We start from the raw sequence: 18,450 nt of genomic DNA, 5'->3' as shown, positions 1-18,450 counted from the left end.
GGCCCTTACCTATCCCGATTGGAAATATACTGTTTATGGAAAATGGTAGCTAAACATGTCTCACCTTAACTACAACCACCTATATTACTTCTGGATGGTTTGCAAGCAGGGCTCAGTCACCAAGGCTGCCGATGCGTTGTTCTTGGCTCCGCAGACGGTCACCGGACAGATCAGGGCGTTGGAAGAGCGCCTCAAAGGCAAACTGACCAAGCGGGTTGGCCGTAATATCGAGCCGACTGAACTGGGCCAGCTGGTCTTTAAGTATGCCGATAAGATGTTCGACCTCAGTTACGAGATGTTGGATATCGTCAATTACACCCAGCGCGAGAACTTGCTGCTGGAAGTCGGGGTGGCGGATGCGTTGTCCAAGCGGCTCGTCAGCAAAGTGTTGATGGAAGGCCTGCCAGAGGACGATCGTATCCATCTGCGCTGCTACGAATCGACCCACGAAATGCTGCTGGAGCAGCTGTCGCAGCACAAGCTGGATATGATCCTGTCGGATTGCCCGGTTGACTCCACCCAGAGCCCTGGGCTATACAGCAAGAAGCTGGGGGAGTCGACCATGAGCTTCTTCTGTAACGAGCCGGACAAACCGCTGAACTTTCCTGCCTGTATTGAAGATTACAAACTACTTATCCCTGGGCGGCGCACCGCGATGGGGCGCAAGCTGATCCATTGGTTCGACCAGATGGGGATCACCCCAAATATCCTCGGCGAGTTCGATGATGCTGCCCTGATGAAGGCTTTTGGCCTGTATCAGCAGTCGATGTTTGTCGCGCCGTCGATCTATGCGGCCGAATTGGAAGATACGGCCCATAACATCCGCGAGGTGAAGCGGGTGAAAGAGATCAAAGAAGAGTACTACGTTATTTTTGCCGAGCGGATGATCATGCACCCTGCGGTCAAACGCATTTGTGAGGCGGATTTTAGAAAACTGTTTAAATAAAGTTGCTAGATTTTGTTCGTTTGATTCAAATATCCATACTGTGTGCTAGAAAACCATGTTTAAATTAAGTACATTAGCGTTAACTTAATTGACTGGTGGTAGCAGTATGGAACTACAGCAAATGGAGCAAAATGCCCCTAAAGCCGTAGCTCTGCTAAAAGCAATGGCCAATGAGCGGCGTTTATTCATCCTGTGCTATTTACTGGAGGAAGAAATGTCGGTTGGTATGATGAGTGAGCGACTGGGGATCAGTCAGTCGGCATTGTCACAGCATTTGGCGTGGTTGCGGCGCGATGGCCTGGTAGAAACCAGGAAGGTTGCTCAGACGGTGTATTACCGTCTCAAGAGCGACGAGGTCAAAGCGATGATGCAGTTGCTACACAAGATGTATTGTGGAGCCTAGCAGCGCAGCGATTGCTGAAAAGCAGATATAAAAAAACCGGCGCAAGCCGGTTTTTTTATCAAAATCAGAAACTCAAATTATAGAGCTTTGATTTTTGCAGCTAGACGAGCTTTGTGACGTGCAGCTTTGTTTTTGTGGATCAGGCCTTTAGTAGCCATGCGATCCATAACAGGTTGCATTTCAGCGAAAGCTTGAGTAGCAGCTTCTTTGTTGCCCGCTTCGATAGCAGCAATAACTTTCTTGAAGAAAGTACGCATCATTGAACGACGGCTAGCGTTGTGCTGGCGACGTTTTTCAGAAGTGATCGCACGTTTCTTAGCAGATTTGATGTTAGCCAAGGGTATAACTCCAAAACTTGGTACGGTGACATTTTAAGGCCGAGGACTATGCCTGTTTAGCCAAAGATTGTCAAATGATTTGTGCAAATAAACGCCTAACCAATTGAATTGGCACTTGCGGATTAACACGGTTAATATGGCGGCAGATTTTACCAGCATTTGGCTACGGAAGTCACCTTTTGGGGCCATCTTTATGAGGTTTTTTTTGTGAGCAAGCGTCTTTTGCGCTCAGGACTGATTGTCAGCACCATGACATTGGTCTCTCGGGTGCTTGGTTTGGTGCGCGATGTCGTTGTTGCCAACCTGATGGGGGCCGGGGCTGCGGCCGATGTTTTCTTCTTTGCCAATAAAATTCCCAATTTTCTGCGGCGGCTGTTTGCCGAGGGGGCTTTTTCCCAAGCTTTTGTCCCGGTTCTGACCGAATACCATGCTTCTGGCGAGATGGATCGTACCCGGCAGTTGATTGCCCGGGCGTCGGGTACCTTGGGCGTGATTGTCACTGTGGTTACCCTGCTGGGTATTTTGGGCTCGGGTGTGGTCACGGCCTTGTTCGGGGCCGGATGGTTTATCGACTGGCTCAATGATGGCCCGTCGGCACCGAAGTTTGAGCTGGCCAGCTTGCTGTTGAAAATTACCTTCCCGTACCTGTGGTTCATCACCTTCGTTGCCTTGTCGGGGGCGATCCTCAATACATTGGGGAAATTTGCCGTTTCATCATTTACCCCGGTATTCCTAAATGTCGCGATCATTGGTTGTGCGTGGTTTGTTTCCCCTAACCTCAGCCAGCCCGAAATTGGCTTGGCATTGGGGGTATTCCTCGGCGGTCTGATCCAGTTTTTGTTCCAGCTGCCGTTTTTATATAAGGAAGGTATGCTGGTGAAGCCGAAATGGGGATGGAATGACCCCGGGGTGGTGAAGATCCGTACCCTGATGATCCCGGCTCTGTTCGGGGTATCGGTCAGCCAAATCAACCTGCTGTTTGATACCTTCATTGCCAGCTTCCTTACCACCGGTTCAATCAGTTGGCTGTATTACTCCGACCGCTTGTTGGAGTTTCCGCTAGGTCTGTTTGGTATTGCCATTGCCACGGTGATTCTGCCGGCCCTGTCACGCAAACACGTTGACCAAAGTCCGGAGCAGTTCGCCCATACCATGGACTGGGGGGTGCGGATGGTACTGTTGCTCGGGATCCCTGCCATGCTCGGATTGATGGTGCTGGCCAAGCCGATGCTGATGGTCTTGTTCATGCGCGGTGAATTTAGCCCCAATGATGTGCAGATGGCATCCATGTCACTGCTGGCCTATGCATCCGGCTTGCTCAACTTCATGTTGATCAAGGTGCTGGCACCGGGATACTACGCAAGGCAGGATACCAAGACCCCGGTGAAGTTTGGTATCGTCGCGATGGTGACGAATATGTTCTTCAACGCCATCTTTGCCTATTTCTACGGCTATGTTGGCCTGGCGATGGCAACGGCGCTGTCGGCGCTGGTTAACGCCGCCCTGTTGTATCGTGGCCTGCACATTACGGGTGTATACAAGCTGACGGGCGAAACCTTGTGGTTTGTCTTGCGCCTTGTCGTCGCGGGGGGAGCCATGGTCGGAACATTGCTTTGGGCTCTGCCAGAGATGGCGGTTTGGCTGGAGTGGACCCTGCTAGACCGTGTGCTGTGGCTGACTGGTCTTATCGGTGCCGGTGCTGGGGTATACCTAGTGGCTGTTATGCTGATGGGCGTTCGTCCCCGCCACCTGCGTGCAGCCAGCTAACGGGGCTAAAGGTGGTGCTAGTGCGGATTATTCACCGATAAAATCTCGCTGAAAGATGCATATTGGAGGGGTTTGGGTATATAATCCGTCAGTTTTTCACTCTGCGAAAATGAACTTGACGCATGGAATTGATCCGAGGAATACATAATATCCAGCCAAAGCACCGCGGTTGTGTGCTGACGATTGGTAATTTTGATGGTGTTCACCTAGGTCACCAGGCAGTGCTACGCAATGTCATGGCCAAGGCTGAGGCTCTGGGCTGTCCAGCGACAGTGATGAGCTTTGAACCCCAACCTCAGGAGCTGTTTGCCGGAGACAAGGCGCCTGCTCGGCTAACTCGTTTTCGAGACAAATACTTACGCTTGAAAGAGCAGGGTTTGGACCGTTTCCTGTGCGTCACCTTCAATCGCCATTTCGCCAATTTGTCGGCACAAGATTTTGTCCGCCGCTTGTTGGTTGAGCAATTGGGTGTTAAGTTTCTGGTAGTTGGTGACGACTTTCGTTTCGGCAAAGGCCGCAGCGGGGATTTCGCCATGTTACAAGCTGCCGGTAAAGAATATGGTTTTACTGTGGTGAGTACCCAGAGTTTCTGTGTCTCCGCGCAGCGTGTCAGCAGTACGGCAATCCGTCAGGCTTTGGCGGAAGATCAGCTCGAGCTGGCTGAGTCTATGCTGGGGCGTCCGTTCAGTATCAGCGGGCGCGTCTCCCATGGCCGAAAACTAGGACGGACGATCGGATTTCCGACAGCCAATGTCCCACTAAAACGCCGGGTCTCTCCGGTTTCTGGCGTTTATGCCGTCGACGTCTACGGCGTGGCCGATACTCCGCTTGCCGGGGTGGCCAATGTCGGCCGTCGACCGACGGTAAATGGCGTGCGCCGCCAATTGGAAGTGCACCTGTTTGATTTCCAGTCTGATCTCTACGGAGCTAAGATTGACGTCGTGCTGCGCCACAAGCTGCGCGACGAGATAAAATTTGAATCATTTGATGCGTTGAAAGCACAAATCGAGCGTGATGCGCAGTCGGCACGGGTGTGGCTGGCTGAGCGTAATAATGTCCAACTTCGCCCAAGTAACGGAATCGAGAATCAATGAGCGACTATAAAGATACCCTGAACCTGCCTGAAACAGGGTTTCCGATGCGAGGCAACCTAGCTCAGCGTGAGCCTGCAATGCTTAAGCGTTGGTACGATGAAGATCTTTACGGTGAAATTCGTAAAGCCAAGAAGGGTAAGAAATCCTTCGTACTACACGATGGCCCTCCATACGCCAACGGTGATATTCACATTGGTCACGCGCTAAACAAGATTCTTAAAGACATTATTATTAAGTCAAAGACTCTGTCAGGCTTTGATGCGCCATATATTCCTGGTTGGGACTGCCACGGTCTTCCTATCGAGCTGATGGTAGAGAAGAAAGTCGGCAAGCCGGGCCAGAAGGTGACGGCCGCGGAATTCCGCGAGAAGTGCCGTACCTACGCAGCTGGCCAGGTTGAAGGCCAGAAAGAAAGCTTTATGCGCCTTGGCGTACTGGGTGAGTGGGACAAGCCATACCGCACGATGGATTTTGGCACCGAAGCCAACATCATCCGCTCGCTGGGTAAGATTGCCGATCAGGGCCACCTGCTGAAAGGTTTCAAACCTGTTCACTGGTGTACAGACTGTGGTTCTGCACTGGCTGAAGCAGAAGTTGAGTACAAGGACAAAGTGTCTCCGTCTATCGATGTTCGCTTCAAGGCGGCTGACGAAGCGGCTACTGTGGCTAAGTTCCAGTGTGCTGACGGCCATGCCGGCGAAGGCGATATCTCTATCGTGATCTGGACCACCACACCTTGGACACTGCCTGCCAACCGTGCGGTTGCGGTGCGTGACGACTTGGAATACGTACTGATCCAAGTAGAAGGCGAGAAGAAAGAGCGTCTGATCGTTGCCTCTGAGCTAGCGAAAGATGTACTGGACCGTGCCGGTATCGAGCATTTCCACAACCTTGGCTTCTGTAAAGGTGCGGATCTGGAGTTGGTGCGTTTCAACCACCCATTCTACAGCTTCGACGTACCGGTGATCCTGGGCGATCACGTTACCACTGAATCGGGTACGGGTTGTGTGCACACTGCACCGGGCCACGGTCAGGAAGACTTTGCGGTCGGTCAGAAATACGGCCTTGAAGTTGCTAACCCTGTGGGCAGCAATGGTGTTTACCTGCCGGATACCGAGCTATTCGCTGGCCAGCACGTATTCAAAGCCAACGATGCGGTTGTTGAAACCTTGAAAGAGCACGGTGCGCTACTTCACCACCATGCCTACGAGCACAGCTACCCGCACTGCTGGCGCCACAAGACGCCAATCATCTTCCGTGCTACGCCGCAGTGGTTCGTGTCGATGGATCAGGCAGGTCTGCGAGCTAAAGCTCTGGAAGAAATCAAAGCGGTACAGTGGATGCCTGAGTGGGGCCAGAGCCGTATCGAAGGTATGGTTGAAGGTCGCCCTGAGTGGTGTATCTCTCGTCAGCGTACCTGGGGTGTGCCAATTGCCCTGTTTGTTCACAAAGAGACGCAGGAACTTCATCCGAACAGCGCTGAGCTGATCGAGAAAGTGGCGCAACTTGTCGAGCAGAAAGGTATTCAGGCGTGGTGGGATCTTGACCCTGCAGACATCATGGGTGAAGAAGACGCTGCCAAGTACGAAAAAGTACTCGACACTCTGGATGTATGGTTCGACTCGGGTGTGACTCACTTCTCGGTCGTTGACAGCCGCGAAGAATACAACGGCAACAGCGCCGATCTTTACCTGGAAGGTTCTGACCAGCACCGTGGTTGGTTCCAGTCATCACTGATTTCATCGGTGGCGATGAAAGGCAAAGCACCTTACAGGCAAGTACTGACCCACGGTTTCGTGGTTGACGGCCAAGGCCGCAAGATGTCGAAGTCTATCGGTAATGTTGTCGCTCCGAAAGATGTGACCAACAAGCTGGGTGCTGACATCCTGCGTCTATGGGTTGCGTCGACTGACTACACCGGTGAAGTTGCGGTTTCTGACGAGATCCTGAAGCGTTCTGCCGATGCTTACCGCCGTATCCGTAACACAGCGCGTTTCTTCCTGGCGAACCTAAGCGGTTTCAATCCTGAAACTGACCTTGTGGCTCCAGAAGAGATGGTGGCACTGGATCGCTGGGCGGTTGGCCGTGCGATGGCTGCGCAGGAAGAAATCATCAAGGCATACGATGAGTACAACCTACATGCGGTAACTCAGCGCCTGATGCAGTTCTGCTCGGTTGAAATGGGTTCATTCTACCTGGATGTGATCAAAGACCGTCAGTACACCGCCAAGCGTGGTGGCCATGCACAGCGTAGCTGCCAGACCGCACTATACTACATCGTAGAAGCACTGGTTCGCTGGATGGCGCCTATCATGTCATTCACCGCTGATGAGATCTGGAACGAAATGCCGGGTCAACGCGACAAGTTCGTATTCACGGGCGAGTGGTTCGAAGGTCTGTTTGGCCTAGCTGAAGGCGAAGAGCTAAACAACGAATTCTGGGCTGAACTCCAGACCGTACGTGGCGCGGTAAACAAGCTGCTTGAAGGTGCGCGTAAGGACAAAGTGATCGGTGGTGCCCTGCAGGCCGAAGTGACCCTTCATGCCTCTGAAGCACTGGCTGCCAAGCTGAACAAGCTGGAAGATGAACTGCGTTTTGTTCTGCTAACATCAAAAGCAGAAGTCGTTGTTGCTGACAGCAAGCCAGAAGGCGCACAGGATACTGACGTTGACGGCCTGTTCGTGACCGTGAAAGCGTCAGAAGCGGCGAAATGTGATCGCTGTTGGCACCACGTTGCCGATGTTGGCACTATCGAAGGCCACGAAGAAGTGTGTGGCCGCTGTGTCAGCAATGTCGAAGGTGAAGGTGAAGAGCGTAAGTTTGCCTAATGAGTAAGTTATCGTCTGAAAACGGACTATCGCTGAAACAATCTGGGGTTCGCTGGCTGTGGCTGGCGGCTCTGGTATTCATTGTAGATATCGGCAGTAAGCTACTGGTGATGAATACGATGGAGTACGGTTGGCCTAACCGTATTGAACTGCTGCCATTCTTTAATTTGCTGTACGTCCACAATACCGGGGCGGCCTTTAGCTTTTTGAGTGATGCTGGCGGTTGGCAGCGTTGGCTGTTTGCAGCGATAGCTCTTGGGGTCTGCTCCATGCTGGTGTTCTGGATGCGCAAGCTGCCGGCGACCCAAAAACTGGCCAATGTTTCTTATGCCCTGATCATTGGTGGGGCATTGGGCAACTTGTTTGATCGTCTGTACCACGGTTTTGTGGTCGACTTTCTCGATTTTTATGTCGGGAGCTACCATTGGCCGGCCTTTAATATTGCCGACATGGGCATATGTATCGGTGCCGGTCTGATCATCCTTGATGGCTTCTTGTCTGATAAGGACAAGAAGAAGCAAGCGGTTAAGCATTAAATCGGCCTAAGGCTCAAATATCCCTAAGCGCCGTCCGTTGATACGGGCGGCGCTTTGTTGTTAAATGGGCGGGTATAATTAGAGAGAAGGATCCTACATGTCGGTCATTACGGAAAGCAGTGAAGTACTCATGCACTTTGCCATCAAACTTGAAGATGGCTCTGTGGCAGATTCAACCCAGGCGATGGGCAAACCGGCAAAATTCAAAATGGGCGATGGCAGCCTGACAGACAATTTCGAAAAATGTCTGCTGGGTCTGGCAAAGGGGCAGCAGAGCAGCTTCGACCTGGAGCCGGAAGATGCGTTTGGCTTGCCAAACCCAGATAACATCCACCATGTTGACCGTACCAAATTTGGTACCGATGCCCCGGCCGAAGTTGGTAACATTATCGCCTTTGCCGGTCCTGACGGCAGCGATATTCCGGGCATCATTACAGAAGTTCTCGGTGACTCTGTGACCGTTGATTTCAATCACCCGCTTGCAGGGCAGCGTGTGACTTTCGAAGTTGAAGTCGTTGCCATTGAAAACTAAGAGCAGTTAGCAATGAAAATCTTACTCGCGAACCCTCGGGGTTTCTGTGCCGGTGTCGACCGAGCCATCAGTATTGTTGAGCGTGCGCTGGAAATGTACCAGCCACCGATTTACGTCCGCCATGAAGTGGTCCACAACCGTTTTGTGGTCGAGGGATTGAAACAGCGCGGTGCCATTTTTGTCGAAGAACTGCATGAAGTGCCGGACGACAATATTGTGATTTTCTCGGCTCACGGGGTGTCGCAGGCGGTACGCAGCGAAGCCAAGGTCCGCCAGTTGACGGTATTCGATGCGACCTGCCCGCTGGTGACCAAGGTCCATATGGAAGTGGCGCGTGCCAGCCGCCGCAATATGGAAGTGGTACTGATCGGCCATGCCGGCCATCCTGAGGTGGAAGGCACCATGGGGCAGTACTCGAGCGAGACGGGTGGGATGTACCTGGTTGAGAAGCCGGAAGATGTCGAGGCTTTGAGCGTTAAAGATCCAAGCAACCTGCACTACGTCAGCCAGACAACCTTGTCGGTCGACGAGACGGCTGATGTGATCAACAAGCTGCGCGAAGTTTTCCCCGAGATCCAGGGGCCGCGCAAGGACGATATCTGCTATGCGACCCAAAATCGTCAGGATGCGGTACGCGAAATGTCGGCGGCTGTCGATGTGATGATCGTGGTGGGGTCGAAAAACTCGTCGAACTCCAACCGCCTGCGCGAGCTGGCCGAGAAGCTCGGCACGCCGGGTTACCTGACCGATTGCCCTGAAGATGTTGATCCGGCCTGGTTTGACGGCAAGGCGAAAATCGGTATTACCGCCGGTGCCTCTGCGCCAGAAGAGCTGGTTAACCAGATCATCAGCCGTATTCAGGCCCAAACGGATGCCAGCGTAGAAGAATTGACCGGCCGTGAAGAAAATATGTTTTTCGAAGTGCCGCGTGAATTGCAGGTCAAAAACGTCTAAGCGCCGAACGACTGTCGATGAGCGTTTCAGATTTATCAGCCCCAGCATACGCTGGGGCTTTTTTTATCTGTCTCAACAGGCTACATTGGAGAACACAAAGAACATAGAACCAGGGAGATGAAGCGCAATGGTAAGAATTGCGATTGCTGGCGCGGCAGGACGTATGGGCCGCCAGTTACTGAAAGCGACACACTTGTCCGAGCAGGCGGTATTGGGCGCAGCGACAGAGCGTCCTGAATCGACGTTGATTGGTGCCGATGCGGGTGAGTTGGCTGGGATTGGCCCGGTATCGGTAATGATTGTCGAGGACTTGGTCAAGGCCGCTGATGATTTTGATGTGCTTATCGACTTTACTGCACCGGCAGCGACGTTGGCGAATCTGGCATTCTGCCAGCAGCACGGTAAAAAAATCGTAATTGGTACCACGGGTTTCAGCGATGAAGAGCGTGCCCAAATCGATCAGGCTGCCAAGTCTGTCCCTGTTGTGATGGCTCCGAATTACAGTGTCGGTGTCAACCTGGTGTTTAAGTTGCTTGAGAAAGCGGCCAAGGTGATGGGGGATTACTGCGATATCGAAGTGATCGAGGCCCACCATCGCCATAAGGTGGATGCGCCGTCTGGTACCGCGATTGGTATGGGCGAGGCGATTGCCGGGGCGATGGGCAACAAGCTGAGCGATGTTGCTGTCTATGCCCGCGAAGGGATCACCGGTGAGCGCAGCCGAGATGAAATTGGCTTTGCGACGATCCGTGCGGGCGATATCGTTGGAGAGCATACCGCCATGTTCGCAGATATCGGTGAGCGGGTGGAAATTACCCACAAGGCGACCGATCGTATGACCTTCGCCAGCGGCGCTGTTCGCGCGGCAGCATGGCTAAATAGCAAGCCGGCGGGCTTCTATACCATGCACGATGTGCTAGGGCTCGATGAGCTGTAATCGACATGACATGAACCGGCCTGTTGGCCGGTTTTTTTATACCCTATCACCACGCTAACCCGGTGAGACGGAGGAAAACCCGTGCAGAATGGCGGGATGGCTGTATTCCCCAGGGGAATCTTTCGATGTGGCATGCATGGCCGATATGCTTGTCGAGTGCATAATCAGCCACTTTCATGCTGGCTGGTTGCTAGGTTGGCTGGCAATTGTCAAATTGGCGGCGCTCTCTTGCTTTTAGCTTTGGTTTTGCCGTGTTTGGTGCTTTTTTTCTATGGTTTGCCCAAAACCAATAGTAAAGTATGGGCTATTTGGCTTTTGTGGTGGTGCTTTTTTGATTTTGATTTTTGTCGGATTGAGGCAAACGATAAACCCGATCTTGGGTGAAAAAATAACCATGAAAAGATGGGGTTTTCTTGGCGTTTTACCCGTCTTCGCTGGTTTTTATGGTGGGTTGGCTAAAAAATAATTTTATTTTTGGTGATCTGTTGACAGATCCCGATGTCGTCACTAGAATGCGCGCAATTTGTCAAAATTCTGCTTGACTCGGATTTTGACTTTGTATGGAATGGGTAATTGCAACTTTATCTGTTTTAATTGCATTTTTATTATTTTTGGAGGTTGTCTTGAGCAAATCAGCGCTGTTAGTCCTGGAAGATGGGACAGTGTTCCGCGGCGTGTCCATTGGGGCAGATGGTTCGGCCGTTGGTGAAGTTGTTTTTAATACCTCGATGACGGGGTATCAGGAAATTCTCACCGACCCTTCTTATTCTCAGCAGATTGTTACTCTTACTTATCCCCATATTGGTAATACCGGAACTAATTCCGAAGACGAAGAATCCTCCTCAATCCACGCCCAAGGCCTGGTAATTCGCGACCTCCCTCTTATCGCTTCTAACTTCCGTAATCAGCAGTCCCTTTCTGATTACCTGAAATCCCAGAACATCGTTGGCATCGCTGACATCGATACCCGTAAGCTAACTCGCCTACTGCGCGAGAAAGGTGCACAGAACGGTTGCATCGTTGCGGGCAACAACCTGGACGAGGCGCTGGCACTGGCGAAGGCGAAAGAGTTCCCTGGCCTGAAAGGCATGGATCTGGCTAAAGAGGTCACAACCTCTGAAGCTTACCAGTGGAAACAGGGCTCGTGGACGCTGGAAGGCGGCCTGCCAGAAGCCAAAGATGACAGCGAGCTGCCATACCACGTTGTGGCGTACGACTTCGGTGCCAAGCGCAATATCCTGCGCATGCTGGTAGACCGTGGCTGCCGCCTGACTGTGGTACCAGCCCAGACTTCGGCGGAAGAGGTACTGGCGCTGAACCCAGACGGCGTCTTCCTGTCAAACGGCCCTGGTGACCCAGAGCCATGTACTTATGCGATTGAAGCAACCAAAGTGTTCCTTGAAAAAGGCCTACCAATTTTCGGTATCTGCCTAGGCCACCAGATCCTAGCTCTGGCTTCAGGTGCACAAACGGTGAAAATGAAATTTGGTCACCACGGTGCCAACCACCCGGTTAAAGACCTTGACCGCAACGTGGTAATGATCACCTCTCAGAACCACGGCTTTGCCGCTGATGAAGCAACGTTGCCTGAAAACCTACGTGCGACCCACAAGTCACTGTTCGACGGCTCGCTACAAGGTATCCATCGTACTGACAAGCCTGCCTTCAGCTTCCAGGGCCACCCTGAAGCAAGCCCAGGCCCGCACGATGCAGCGCCACTATTTGATCACTTCATCGACCTAATTAAGCAGCACAGCGCCTAAGCCGGAGTAACTAAGCAATGCCAAAACGTACTGATATTCAAAGTGTTCTAATCCTAGGTGCTGGCCCGATCGTTATCGGCCAGGCATGTGAGTTTGACTACTCGGGTGCCCAGGCGTGTAAAGCCCTACGTGAAGAAGGCTACCGAGTTATCCTGGTTAACTCGAACCCTGCAACCATCATGACTGACCCAGAGATGGCCGATGCAACTTACATCGAGCCAATCCACTGGGAAGTGGTGCGCAAGATCATTGAAAAAGAGCGCCCGGATGCGGTACTACCGACTATGGGTGGCCAGACAGCGCTGAACTGTGCGCTGGATCTTGAGAAGCACGGCGTACTTGAAGAGTTCGGCGTGGAGATGATCGGTGCGACCGCTGACGCTATCGACAAAGCGGAAGACCGCTCTCGCTTCGATGCGGCGATGAAATCAATCGGCCTTGAGTGCCCGCGCGCCGATACCGCGAAAACCATGGAAGAGGCTTACAAAGTCCTCGATATGGTTGGCTTCCCATGTATCATCCGTCCTTCATTTACTATGGGTGGTACCGGTGGTGGTATCGCTTATAACAAAGAAGAGTTCGAAGAAATCTGTCGCCGTGGTCTGGACTTGTCTCCTACCAACGAGCTGCTTATTGACGAATCTTTGATTGGTTGGAAAGAGTACGAGATGGAAGTGGTTCGTGATAAGAACGACAATTGCATCATCGTATGTTCAATCGAAAACTTCGATGCCATGGGTATCCACACTGGTGACTCAATCACGGTAGCACCAGCACAGACCCTAACAGACAAAGAATACCAACTAATGCGTAACGCATCGCTAGCAGTACTGCGTGAAATCGGTGTTGAAACCGGTGGTTCTAACGTACAGTTTGGTATCAACCCGAAAGATGGCCGTATGGTTATCATCGAGATGAACCCACGTGTATCTCGCTCTTCGGCGCTGGCATCTAAAGCAACAGGCTTCCCAATCGCAAAAGTGGCGGCGAAACTGGCTATCGGCTTTACTCTTGATGAGCTGATGAACGACATCACTGGCGGTGCAACGCCTGCATCGTTCGAACCAACTATCGACTACGTTGTTACCAAGATCCCTCGCTTTAACTTCGAGAAATTCGCTGGTGCCAACGACCGTCTGACCACTCAGATGAAGTCGGTGGGTGAGGTAATGGCTATCGGCCGTAACCAGCAGGAATCGTTGCAAAAAGCCCTTCGCGGCCTCGAAGTTGGCGCGAACGGCTTTGATGAGATGGTTGACCTAGACGCGCCTGACGCACTAACCACTATCCGCCATGAGCTGAAAGATGCGGGTGCCGAGCGTATCTGGTATATCGCTGACGCATTCCGTGCCGGTCTATCAGTAGACGGCGTATTCAACCTAACCAATGTTGACCGCTGGTTCCTAGTTCAGATTGAAGAGCTGGTTAAACTTGAGAACGAAGTGAAAGAAGGCGGCTTTGCTGGCCTGAATGCCGATGTGCTTCGCAAGCTGAAGCGTAAAGGTTTTGCCGATGCTCGCCTAGCTAAACTACTGGGTGTTGCTGAGTCTGAAATCCGCAAGCTGCGTGACCAGTACGATATCCACCCGGTGTACAAGCGTGTTGATACCTGTGCGGCGGAGTTCTCTTCAGATACGGCTTACATGTACTCATCATACGATGAAGAGTGTGAAGCTCTACCAACTGACAAAGACAAGATCATGGTATTGGGCGGTGGCCCGAACCGTATCGGTCAGGGTATCGAATTCGACTACTGCTGTGTTCATGCCTCATTGGCACTGCGCGAAGACGGTTACGAGACCATCATGGTTAACTGTAACCCAGAGACTGTATCTACCGATTACGATACGTCAGACCGTCTATACTTCGAGCCGGTAACGCTGGAAGACGTATTGTCTATCGTCCGTGTTGAAAAGCCAAAAGGCGTTATCGTTCAGTACGGTGGCCAAACGCCACTGAAATTGGCGCGTGCGCTGGAAGCGGCTGGCGTGCCAATCATCGGTACTAGCCCAGATGCTATCGACCGTGCCGAAGACCGTGAGCGTTTCCAGGCAGCCGTTGAGCGCCTAGGCTTGCTACAGCCAGAAAACGCAACCGTAACGACAATGGAGCAAGCGGTTGAGAAGTCAAAAGAAATCGGTTTCCCGCTAGTTGTTCGCCCATCTTACGTACTGGGTGGCCGAGCGATGGAAATCGTCTATGACGAAGCTGACCTGCGCCGTTACTTCAACGAAGCGGTAAGCGTGTCTAACGAGTCGCCGGTTCTGCTTGACCGCTTCTTGGACGATGCAACAGAAGTTGATATCGATGCCATCTGTGACGGTGAGCGTGTGGTTATCGGCGGTATCATGGAGCACATCGAGCAGGCTGGTGTTCACTCGGGTGACTCGGCATGTTCGCTTCCGGCTTACACCCTAAGCCAGGAAATCCAGGATGTGATGCGCCAGCAAGTTGAGAAGCTTGCCTTCGAACTTGGCGTACGCGGCCTGATGAACACCCAGTTCGCGGTGAAGGACAACGAAGTTTACCTTATCGAGGTGAACCCACGTGCTGCGCGTACGGTACCGTTCGTCTCGAAAGCAACAGGCGCACCACTGGCTAAAATTGCTGCGCGCGTAATGGCGGGCCAGTCTCTTGAGTCGCAAGGCTTTACCAAAGAGATCATCCCACCTTACTACTCAGTGAAGGAAGTGGTTCTGCCGTTCAACAAGTTCCCTGGTGTTGACCCGCTACTAGGCCCAGAAATGCGCTCTACCGGTGAGGTCATGGGTGTCGGTGACACGTTCGCTGAAGCATTTGCTAAAGCTGAACTAGGCTGTGGCAAAGAGAAGCTAGCGAAAGGTCGTGCACTTCTGTCTGTTCGCGGTAACGACAAGCAGCGTGTGGTTGACCTGGCTTCCAAGCTGGTTAAGCAGGGCTACGAGCTGGATGCAACCCACGGTACCGCAGTCGTACTTGGTGAAGCGGGCATCAACCCTCGCCTAGTGAACAAGGTACACGAAGGTCGTCCTCACATTCTTGACCGTATCAAGAACAACGAGTACTCGTACATTGTCAACACAGCGGAGGGCCGCCAGGCTATCGAAGACTCGAAAGTCCTTCGCCGCGGCGCACTGGCCGAGAAGGTGAACTACACCACCACGCTAAACGCAGCGTTCGCAACCTGCATGGCTTGGACGGCGGATGACCGCAACAAGGTGACTTCGGTTCAAGAGCTGCACGCGCGCATTAAAGACGCATAATCACTGTTTCAGCTAGCACAAAATAGTACCAAAACGGCCTGTGAATACAGGCCGTTTTTTATGGATGGCAAAGCGAAATTCACCATAATGTCATGGTATTGAAAAACTGTGACGCCATTAATAATTTGTGTCAATTCGGGTTGAAAATATCCTTGCAACCCCATTTTAAGCGCGTACAATTAGCCGCGTCGCATAAGCGATAATTTTTTTTGGAGACTTAGATGAACGATACCGACCATCCCCCGAGTATGAAGGTGGAAAATCAAACCTGCTAGCGGTGTCGGTCTCCTGTGATTCCGAACTGTCCTCAGGTTCGGAATAGTCTGTTCTTTTCTCATCTTTTGATGACCCTTTTCAAACATACTTTTCCTCGGTTTTCCCAGCCATTTTCTCAATATAGAATGTCGCCAATGTGTGGTGAATGACAGGCTTTTTGCTGTCTGCCAAGTGCTTTGTGAATGAGCTCGTGCAGATAGGAACTAGCACATTCACGCCGTGGTATGGCGTGTTCTGGTGGTCGTTGCCGTTACCTAGCTAATCGGGAGATTCGCCATGGCGGTAATGAACTATGCAGCTGATGCTGTACTGGTAAACGAAAATCTGGCTCAGAACGATGTTCTGGCCGCACGCAACGCTTTTCTGAAATATGACATTGATGAGCAGGCCAAACTGCTGGTCAAGATGCCACTTTCTGAAGCGATTGCGATCTTGAGTGAAATGCCATTGCGTCATGTACAGACCCTGTTGGATCTACTCGATGAAATGGACGAAGAAGTGTGCATGCGCCACTTGGCGAACGGCCTTGGTCTGATCTGCTCGGAAGCCGAGCCTGCGGGGCACTATCTGCAGAATAGCGTGTTTAGCCATGTGCGCGAGCGTATTGGCTGGATTGTTGGCCTAGCATTGCTGGGTATTGTTTCTGGCCTGATTATCTCGCATTACGAAGACACCCTGAGTCAGCTGGTATTGCTGGCAGTATACATGCCGGTCATTGCCGCGGCAGGTGGTAACACGGGGTCGCAGGCGGCAACGCTGGTGGTACGTGCACTGGCGATGGAAGAGATTCGGTGCCGGGATTGGGCCAAGGTGCTATGGAAGGAATTCCGCGTCGCACTGATGATTGCCGGCGTACTTGCCGTTGTGATCATGGGGCGGGTGATGATGTTCAGCGATGGCTCGTCGCTGCCAATCGGTATGGAGCTGATGGACATTGCCATGGCGATCGGTGTGGCCATCTCTCTGCAGGTTGTCCTGTCGACAACTGTCGGTGGTGTGTTGCCGATGGTCGCCCGTGCGGCCAAGCTTGACCCGGCGGTACTGGTCAGCCCGGTACTGGCCTCGGTGGTGGATATCACCGGTATGATCATCTACTTCAAGACGGTCAATGCTTTCCTTGGCCTAGCCTAGACACCAAGCTATAACAACACATATCGAAAAAGCGAGTGGTGATGAGCCACTCGCTTTTTTAATGTGCTCAATGCTCACATCGTCATTAAAACTGCTGGTACATGCCCCGGTACAGGCTGCGCTCGAAGGCTTCGATCGGCGGGGCAATAGCCGGCAGGTTTTCGTCGCGCTCCGGTGGGAAGTAGTTACTCACCATCTGGACAAACAACAGGGTTTGGCCTGACTGGGTCTTGATTAGGCCTGCTAGGTTATAGGTGCCGTACAATGAACCGCTCTTGGCGAGGATAGCTCCCTGCAGCGGTGGTTGGCGGAGACTCTGGCGGTAGCGTAGGGTGCCGCTTTGGCCGCTGACAGGCAGGGTTGCCACTAGTGCTAGCTGACTGTCATGCCGGTAAATGTAAGTGATCACTTCCATCATCTGGCTTGCGGTCATGCGGTTGTTGCGCGACAGGCCGGAGCCATCGACGATGACTGCCCGCTCCAAATCAATATTGGCCTTGTCTTTTAAGATAGCCTTGATCGCTTTGCTTCCGTTGGCAAAACTGCCCGGCTGGTTGAAATACTTGGCGCCCAGGGTTTTGGCAATGTTGTCTGCGTACAGGTTATCGGAATCCTTGACCATGGTATCGAGTAGCTCATGAAGAGGGGCCGAGCGGTGGCGCGCGATCACCTTGCCAGTGGCTGTGTCGTCACGCTTGATCTCGCCTTCCAGTTTGATACCGAGTCGTTTGAGTTCGGCTTGTATCACATTGCTGATGTAGGCCTCGGTATCCTGCACCGCGAAATTGAGCGGCAGAGGCTTGTCACGCTTAATCAGGCAACCGCTTAAGTGGTAATGGTTGTTGCCTTTGTCTTTCAGCTCAAGATCGCAATGGGTGGCTTTCTGGCGCTCTTTGGTGGTAACGCGGGCACTGGTCGTAACGGTCAGTGGCTGGTGGCTGGGAATGTTGACCCGTGTCGTTTCACCTACCGCTTGGTTGCTGTACAGCGCCCCTTGCACACAATTATGCTCGAGGCTCAGGCTGCTCGACGGGGCGCTGTAACACACCCCGAGAATATCCCAAGGCCAGCCGGGAGCCTGCTCGTAACCGCTGAACTGGCTGCCATTTAACAGCAGGTTACCTTTGAGGGTTCTGCCGCTGTGGGGTTTTAGTTTACCCAGCAGCGTTGCGAGCTGCTGGCGTGACAGCGCCGGGTCACCACTGAAACGCAGTACGATATCGTCCCCTAGCAGCTCAAGCTGGGTGGTAAAGCGGTAGTCCTTGCCAAGGTACAGTTGGGCCGCCAGTGCCGTCACCATTTTCTGGGTACTGGCTGGCGGCTGGTATTGGTATTCGCGCTGGGCGTAAACGATATTGCCGGTATCGGCCTCGGCAACCAGCAAGGCAGTATCGTGACCCGCGGGCAGCAAGCTGAAATCAGGTTGATACGTGCGGGGGACAACCGCTGGCTGCGCTGAATGAGCCTGATTGGCCATGAGCTGTGGTGAAAGCAGCGCTAGGCTAGCTGAAAAAAGCAAAAATCGAAATGGCAGACGCATTGGTGGCCTTTTATTGAATATTGGGGTTAGTTCATCACTGCCGTCATGATAAACAATATTAGGCAGATAAAAAGTCAGAGATCGGCAAGCTTAAGGTCGAAGACCCTCAAGGTCAGCTTGAATATCCAGAGATAAAAACACCGGCCCAAAGGCCGGTGTTTAG

The 18,450-nt window shown here is 52.5% G+C and carries 14 protein-coding genes; 12 read left to right on the top strand and 2 right to left on the bottom strand.

Annotated features, from left to right (window positions below):
- Window positions 1-55 precede the first annotated feature (55 nt).
- Together nhaR and PTW35_RS14865 are read left to right on the top strand one after the other, a co-directional pair.
- The gene (gene nhaR / locus PTW35_RS14870; protein WP_281025649.1) at window positions 56-946 is read left to right on the top strand and encodes a transcriptional activator NhaR; all 891 of its coding nucleotides are present in this window, start codon (window positions 56-58) and stop codon (window positions 944-946) included.
- Window positions 947-1,052: 106 nt separating this feature from the next.
- Window positions 1,053-1,349 (top strand): metalloregulator ArsR/SmtB family transcription factor, encoded by a 297-nt coding sequence (locus PTW35_RS14865; protein ID WP_039469610.1) that lies wholly within the window; start codon window positions 1,053-1,055, stop codon window positions 1,347-1,349.
- Between the two features lie 77 nt (window positions 1,350-1,426).
- Here the strand turns inward: PTW35_RS14865 and rpsT are convergent, their stop codons facing one another.
- Window positions 1,427-1,687 carry a 30S ribosomal protein S20 gene (rpsT, locus tag PTW35_RS14860; protein ID WP_036799376.1) on the bottom strand — a complete coding sequence of 87 codons (261 nt, stop codon included), beginning with the start codon at window positions 1,685-1,687 and terminating at the stop codon, window positions 1,427-1,429.
- 207 nt (window positions 1,688-1,894) lie between these two features.
- Between rpsT and murJ the strand changes: the two genes are divergently transcribed.
- From murJ to PTW35_RS14810, 10 genes are all read left to right on the top strand, one after another.
- Window positions 1,895-3,454: a murein biosynthesis integral membrane protein MurJ gene (gene murJ / locus PTW35_RS14855; RefSeq protein WP_348637725.1), complete on the top strand. Its 1,560-nt coding sequence runs from the start codon at window positions 1,895-1,897 to the stop codon at window positions 3,452-3,454.
- Between the two features lie 122 nt (window positions 3,455-3,576).
- Window positions 3,577-4,548 carry a bifunctional riboflavin kinase/FAD synthetase gene (gene ribF, locus PTW35_RS14850; RefSeq protein ID WP_281025648.1) on the top strand — a complete coding sequence of 324 codons (972 nt, stop codon included), beginning with the start codon at window positions 3,577-3,579 and terminating at the stop codon, window positions 4,546-4,548.
- Window positions 4,545-7,376, top strand: a complete 2,832-nt coding sequence (ileS, locus tag PTW35_RS14845; protein WP_281025647.1) for an isoleucine--tRNA ligase — start codon at window positions 4,545-4,547, stop codon at window positions 7,374-7,376. The genes ribF and ileS overlap by 4 nt, the downstream gene beginning before the upstream one ends.
- A complete protein-coding gene (gene lspA / locus PTW35_RS14840) occupies window positions 7,376-7,912 on the top strand; it encodes a signal peptidase II (RefSeq protein WP_044624185.1) in 537 nt (178 codons plus the stop codon). The genes ileS and lspA overlap by 1 nt, the downstream gene beginning before the upstream one ends.
- Window positions 7,913-8,009: 97 nt before the next feature.
- Window positions 8,010-8,444, top strand: a complete 435-nt coding sequence (gene fkpB / locus PTW35_RS14835) for an FKBP-type peptidyl-prolyl cis-trans isomerase (RefSeq protein WP_281025646.1) — start codon at window positions 8,010-8,012, stop codon at window positions 8,442-8,444.
- Window positions 8,445-8,456: 12 nt separating this feature from the next.
- A complete protein-coding gene (ispH, locus tag PTW35_RS14830) occupies window positions 8,457-9,398 on the top strand; it encodes a 4-hydroxy-3-methylbut-2-enyl diphosphate reductase (RefSeq protein ID WP_281025645.1) in 942 nt (313 codons plus the stop codon).
- A gap of 127 nt (window positions 9,399-9,525) precedes the next feature.
- Window positions 9,526-10,335 carry a 4-hydroxy-tetrahydrodipicolinate reductase gene (dapB, locus tag PTW35_RS14825; RefSeq protein WP_281025644.1) on the top strand — a complete coding sequence of 270 codons (810 nt, stop codon included), beginning with the start codon at window positions 9,526-9,528 and terminating at the stop codon, window positions 10,333-10,335.
- Window positions 10,336-10,958: 623 nt separating this feature from the next.
- Window positions 10,959-12,098: a glutamine-hydrolyzing carbamoyl-phosphate synthase small subunit gene (carA, locus tag PTW35_RS14820; protein ID WP_281025643.1), complete on the top strand. Its 1,140-nt coding sequence runs from the start codon at window positions 10,959-10,961 to the stop codon at window positions 12,096-12,098.
- A 17-nt stretch (window positions 12,099-12,115) separates the two neighbouring features.
- Window positions 12,116-15,340, top strand: coding sequence for a carbamoyl-phosphate synthase large subunit (gene carB / locus PTW35_RS14815; RefSeq protein WP_281025642.1), 3,225 nt, complete (start codon window positions 12,116-12,118; stop codon window positions 15,338-15,340).
- Between the two features lie 552 nt (window positions 15,341-15,892).
- Window positions 15,893-16,747: a magnesium transporter gene (locus PTW35_RS14810; RefSeq protein WP_281025641.1), complete on the top strand. Its 855-nt coding sequence runs from the start codon at window positions 15,893-15,895 to the stop codon at window positions 16,745-16,747.
- 85 nt (window positions 16,748-16,832) lie between these two features.
- On the opposite strand, the gene dacB is transcribed toward PTW35_RS14810, so the two are convergent.
- On the bottom strand, window positions 16,833-18,287 hold the full coding sequence (dacB, locus tag PTW35_RS14805; protein ID WP_281025640.1) for a serine-type D-Ala-D-Ala carboxypeptidase: 1,455 nt from the start codon (window positions 18,285-18,287) through the stop codon (window positions 16,833-16,835).
- Window positions 18,288-18,450: the final 163 nt, after the last annotated feature.

Origin of the sequence: Photobacterium sp. DA100, assembly GCF_029223585.1 — a bacterium.
Classification (GTDB): domain Bacteria; phylum Pseudomonadota; class Gammaproteobacteria; order Enterobacterales; family Vibrionaceae; genus Photobacterium.
Note: the sequence above shows the minus strand (reverse complement) of the source record. Positions and strands in the feature narration are given on the sequence as shown.